This is a genomic window from Dactylosporangium darangshiense (assembly GCF_039537565.1).
Taxonomy (GTDB): domain Bacteria; phylum Actinomycetota; class Actinomycetes; order Mycobacteriales; family Micromonosporaceae; genus Dactylosporangium; species Dactylosporangium darangshiense.
The window spans coordinates 1-821 of sequence record NZ_BAABAT010000212.1; the positions used below are offsets into that span (position 1 = coordinate 1).

The window sequence follows — 821 nt, forward strand, 5'->3', positions numbered from 1 at the left end:
GCTGCCGCCCACCGCGTGGCGGGCGAGGTTCCACGCCTGCCGGCGCACCTGATCGAGGGCGTCGGTGGCCCAGGACACGACGTGGAACGCGTCCGCGCACACGACTGCGGCCGGACAATGCCGGGCGACCACATCGGCGATCCAGTCCGCGCCGTCGGCGGAGATGTGCGTGATCTGCGCGCTGCGCGCCGGCCCCAGGGCAGCGAAGAACGCCCGCAGCGTGGCGCGGTCACGACCTGAGCCGGCCCACACCAACCGGCCGGAGTCGTGGCAGACCACCACAGTCAGATACTTGTGACCCTTCTTCCAGGAGATCTCGTCGATGCCGATGCGGCGCAGCCCGGCCAGCCGGTCGACCTTGCCGTCTACGTCGGCCCACACCCGTGCCACGATCGCGCCGACCGTGCGCCAGCTGACCCGCATCAACCGCGTTACCGCGGTCTTGGAGCACTGGGTGGCCAGCCATGCCACCTGGCCGTCGAACGCGTAGGTGTGCCCGGCGCCGTGCCGCGCCCACGGCACCGCCGCCACCACGATGCCGTGCCGCGGACAGCACACCCGCGGCGCGTCGGCCTCCACGAACACCCGCACCCCACCCAGATCCAACGCCCGCCAGCGACGGCGTCCCTGCCCTTGGTCGTAACCGGGAGACCGCCGCCGGCACACCCCACATCGGCGCCACCGACCTCAAGCCGGCCGCACCGACACCACCACAACACCCATGCCTTCGTCGAAGACGACACGCTCAACGACCGCCTTCTCGACTCCCACCAGCCGAGCCCATAACCTTGCCCTACGCACGCCGTTCTCCCGCCCACACA

At 71.3% G+C, this 821-nt stretch carries 1 pseudogene; it reads right to left on the minus strand.

The annotated features are described in order from the left end of the window. Positions 1-801: pseudogene (locus tag ABD901_RS58755) on the minus strand (transposase); the annotation flags it as partial. Between the last annotated feature and the right edge of the window lie 20 nt (positions 802-821).